Origin of the sequence: Limnofasciculus baicalensis BBK-W-15, assembly GCF_024178385.1 — a bacterium.
GTDB lineage: Bacteria > Cyanobacteriota > Cyanobacteriia > Cyanobacteriales > Coleofasciculaceae > Limnofasciculus > Limnofasciculus baicalensis.
Genome location: NZ_JAMZMM010000467.1, coordinates 1 through 4036 on the forward strand (window position 1 = coordinate 1; position 4036 = coordinate 4036).

4 protein-coding genes are annotated in these 4036 nt (G+C 44.5%); 3 read left to right on the forward strand and 1 reads right to left on the reverse strand.

Annotated elements, in window-relative coordinates; all coding sequences use genetic code 11:
• Window positions 1–289 precede the first annotated feature (289 nt).
• The 3 genes from NJ959_RS26635 to NJ959_RS26645 all read left to right on the forward strand — a co-directional run bounded on the left by NJ959_RS26635 (window position 290) and on the right by NJ959_RS26645 (window position 3307).
• Window positions 290–622 (forward strand): DUF6825 family protein, encoded by a 333-nt coding sequence (locus NJ959_RS26635; protein ID WP_254014781.1) that lies wholly within the window; start codon window positions 290–292, stop codon window positions 620–622.
• Window positions 623–795: 173 nt separating this feature from the next.
• Complete coding sequence (locus NJ959_RS26640) at window positions 796–2553, forward strand: ABC1 kinase family protein (RefSeq protein WP_373693717.1); 1758 nt, start codon at window positions 796–798, stop codon at window positions 2551–2553.
• A 31-nt stretch (window positions 2554–2584) separates the two neighbouring features.
• Window positions 2585–3307: a Stp1/IreP family PP2C-type Ser/Thr phosphatase gene (locus NJ959_RS26645; RefSeq protein ID WP_254014782.1), complete on the forward strand. Its 723-nt coding sequence runs from the start codon at window positions 2585–2587 to the stop codon at window positions 3305–3307.
• Window positions 3308–3441: 134 nt separating this feature from the next.
• Here NJ959_RS26645 and cpcD read toward each other — a convergent pair whose 3' ends face one another.
• Window positions 3442–3978, reverse strand: coding sequence for a rod-capping linker protein CpcD (gene cpcD / locus NJ959_RS26650; RefSeq protein WP_254014783.1), 537 nt, complete (start codon window positions 3976–3978; stop codon window positions 3442–3444).
• Between the last annotated feature and the right edge of the window lie 58 nt (window positions 3979–4036).

Below are 4036 nucleotides of genomic sequence, written 5' to 3' on the forward strand. Positions count from 1 at the left end.
GTAGGGAGTAGGGAGTAGGGAGTAGGGAGTAGGGAGTAGGGAGTAGGGAGTAGGGGAGGAATATAGCAATCGCCCGTGTTAAGGCATCTAAAAACGCCACAACCCATTCACAGCAATCATTTCAATGCGTGACTTTTGAATGCCTGACTTTTGATATAACTCTCTCTGCGCTCTCGCCGATCCCCAATCGGTGCATTATTCACGGTAAGCACGTTATAATTCTTAACGAACAGTTTCTCACCCCTTATAACTTAGAAAACGGTGGCTTACACGCTTCCGTGAGGTTTTTATGAGCAATCCTGTCATTCATGCCTTTTTTGTAGGCAGGGCGATGGCATCCTCGATGAGCGAGTTGCTAGAAGATTCCCTGACTAATGCCCTGAGCGAAGTTGGCAAATTTGATGCCGAGCAACGGGAAAGACTGCGACAGTTTACCCAGCAAGTCATGGAAAGAGCAGAGAGGGAAGCGGAAATGGCAACAGGAACGAGCATCAGCAGTGTTTCAGTTGGCTCCACTTCTGTGGATCTTCAGGAGACAATAGACGATCTTAGAGCCGAAATTGCCAGTTTGCGGACTGAATTACAAACTTACCGAAATAAAAGGATGAAGGTTGAAGGATGAAGGATGAAGGATGAAGGTTGAAGGATGAAGGTTGAAGGTTGAAGGTTGAAGGTTGAAGGTTGAAGGATAAGTAAAAAATAGTTTCATTCCCCACTCCCCACCTCCCGATACGGCATCCGCTGTTCCACTCCCCAGTTTTAATTAAGATTTTTTGAAAATATTTAGGAAGCCTAGTGTCTGCTGTTTCTCAAGACTATGTAAACTTTACGCCATACAAGGAAAGACAGTTGCCTAACCAACGTCTCCTCAAAAAGGCAAACAATGATAAATCCTATCGTTGGAATCAGGAAAATTACTCCCGTCAACGAAGATTCATTGACATTTGGGCTTTCGTTTTAACCCTAATGTTCCGATTGTGGCTCGACAAGAAAGCTTGGAGTTATCCAGGTGGGGTTACAGATGCCAAAAAAGCAGTTAGACGGAAAGCTCTAGCAATCTGGATTCGAGATACATTCTTGGATTTAGGACCAACTTTTATTAAAGTTGGACAGCTTTTTTCCACCCGTGCTGATTTATTCCCCAGCGAATATGTGGATGAATTAGCTAAATTACAGGATAGAGTGCCAGCTTTCAGCTACGAACAAGCTGAAGCTATGATCGAGAAAGATTTAGACAAATCAATAGCAGAATTATTCCGCAGTTTTGACCCAATTCCCCTTGCTGCTGCTAGTCTAGGACAAGTTCATAAAGCTCAACTCCATAGTGGTGAAGAGGTAGTCGTAAAAGTACAGCGCCCAGGTTTACGGAAGCTTTTTACGATAGATTTGCAGATTCTTAAAGGGATTACTCGTTACTTTCAAAACCATCCAGATTGGGGACGAGGCAGAGACTGGAATGGTATTTATGAAGAATGCTGTCGCATTCTTTGGGAAGAAATTGATTATCTCAACGAAGGACGAAATGCCGATACATTTCGTCGGAATTTCCGTCCATACGCATGGGTAAAAGTACCTCGTGTTTACTGGAAATATGCTTCCCCACGGGTTCTGACTTTAGAATATGTTCCAGGGATTAAAATTAGCCATTACGAAGCCTTAGAAGCCGCAGGTTTAGATCGGAAAATATTGGCAAGATTGGGAGCAAAAGCTTACTTACAACAATTGCTTAATGATGGATTCTTTCATGCAGATCCCCATCCAGGAAATCTTGCCGTCTCTCCTGAAGGGGCGCTGATCTTCTATGATTTCGGTATGATGGGGCGAATTAAGACAAATGTTCGCGAACAATTAATGGAAACCCTCTTCGGCATTGCCCAAAAAGATGGGGAACGGGTGGTTAATTCCCTCGTGGCTTTGGGTGCCCTTTCACCTGTAGAAGATATGGGACCAGTGCGGCGCTCAATCCAGTATATGCTGGATTATTTTATGGATAAGCCCTTTGAGGAGCAGTCCATTACCGCAATTAGCGATGATTTGTATGAAATCGCCTACGGACAACCATTTCGCTTCCCAGCCACCTTTACCTTTGTCATGCGAGCGTTTTCTACATTAGAAGGGGTAGGGAAGGGATTAGATCCTGAATTCAACTTTATGGAGGTGGCACAACCATTTGCTTTACAGATTATGACAAACGGCAATACTCCTGATACCAATAGCTTTTTCAACGAACTGGGGCGACAAGCGGCCCAAATGAGTAACACAGCTTTGGGTTTACCCAGACGAATTGAAGATACCATAGATAAATTAGAAAGAGGGGATGTGCGTCTGCGAGTTCGGTCGATTGAATCCGATCGGCTCTTGCGACGGATTAGCTCCCTACAATTGGGAACCAACTATGCCTTATTAGTCGGTGCGTTTACTCTGTCGGCTACAATTCTATTTGTCAACGATAAAATAAGACTAGCCGCCGTCGTTGCTGTAATAGCAGCTATTTTGGCATTTGTCCTAATTCGTTTACTTAATAAGCTTGACAAATTCGACCGAATGTTATAGAAACTGTACAATTATTGACTCCAAACCATCTATGAAATTTTGCTTCACGGGTCTCACGGATCCGGGGTTAGTTCGTACCGTCAACCAGGACTATTACTATACCTCTGCTAACGGACGCTTCTTCATTGTCGCCGATGGCATGGGAGGTCATGCAGGTGGGCAGGAAGCCAGTCAAATCGCTACAGAGGCGATTAAAACTCATTTGCAGGAAAACTGGGAGTCGAATACAGCCTCAGATGAGTTAATGGAGCAAGCCTTCGATCGAGCAAATGAGGCGATATTGCTGGATCAGCAAAAACATCCCGAACGTGCGGATATGGGGACTACCACTGTTACGATCATGTTCCGTCAGGATCGGCTATGGTTCGCTCATGTTGGTGACTCTCGGATCTATCGGTTTCGAGGCTCAAAGCTAGAGCAAATTACAGACGATCATACCTGGGTGGCACGGGCAATGAAGGCGGGAGACTTGACTCCTGAACAGGCACGTAGCCATCCCTGGCGACATGTATTGTCTCAATGCCTTGGCCGCAAGGATTTGCAAAAAGTTGAAATCGAAGCCACTGATGTGCAAGCTGGCGATTGCTTCCTTCTTTGTACCGATGGACTCACTGAAGAAGTCTCCGATACGACAATTGCCTCTTATCTCCAATCCGGGTTAGCCTACGAAGAAGTAGCCCAGAAACTAATTGATTCGGCTAAGGATAATGGAGGTAGAGATAATATCACGGTGGTGATTGTGGGAGTTGCATAGTTAACCAACAGTAAGTAGGTGGAGAAAAATATTGTCAGGTGGGTGGTGTCCGCAATCTGCTATCAGCTTAGATTACAGGTTGTATGATGGACATGCCCCACCAAAAGTTTAATTCTGTCTGCTTAATTAAGGAACTAGAAAACTGTTAAGTTAACGGGACTGCACCATAAGATTTCTACGGTAATCCCTACAGCTTTTTCCTGTTCAAGATCCTCAATATAACCCCCTTGAGAATCTTTGGCTTCCTCAAAATTATCAAAGGGTCCAAAGTAGTAAATAACTTCAGGTTGAGTTGTGGAGATTCTCACCCACCAGGCTGATGGTTCAGGATTTTGTCCCGGAATCGCTTTAGGTTGTGGGATGATTGGTGTGGGGATATTCTCCGTAATATCCGATAACTCACTCTCCACACGCTCAACCAAACCTATATCCCACTCCCTATCCTCTATACTTGATTCTGTAGATGCTGCTTCTAGCGTTAAGGGTTTGATGCTAACAATTGTGCCCCCAGATTGAGCTACCTGTCGCATGACTTGATTCATGCGATAGTAGGGGACACGGAGAAAGACGCTACCACTCCGACGTATTGGATAGCATGAATTGTTGGGTTCTCCGTTTTGACGCAAACCCACTACTTCATAGAGAAACCAGCGACTCCCCGCTGTATTCATAAAAATTGATATGTCCATTCGCGTTTAATAAACTTGCCACCCATACTTAACATTATTT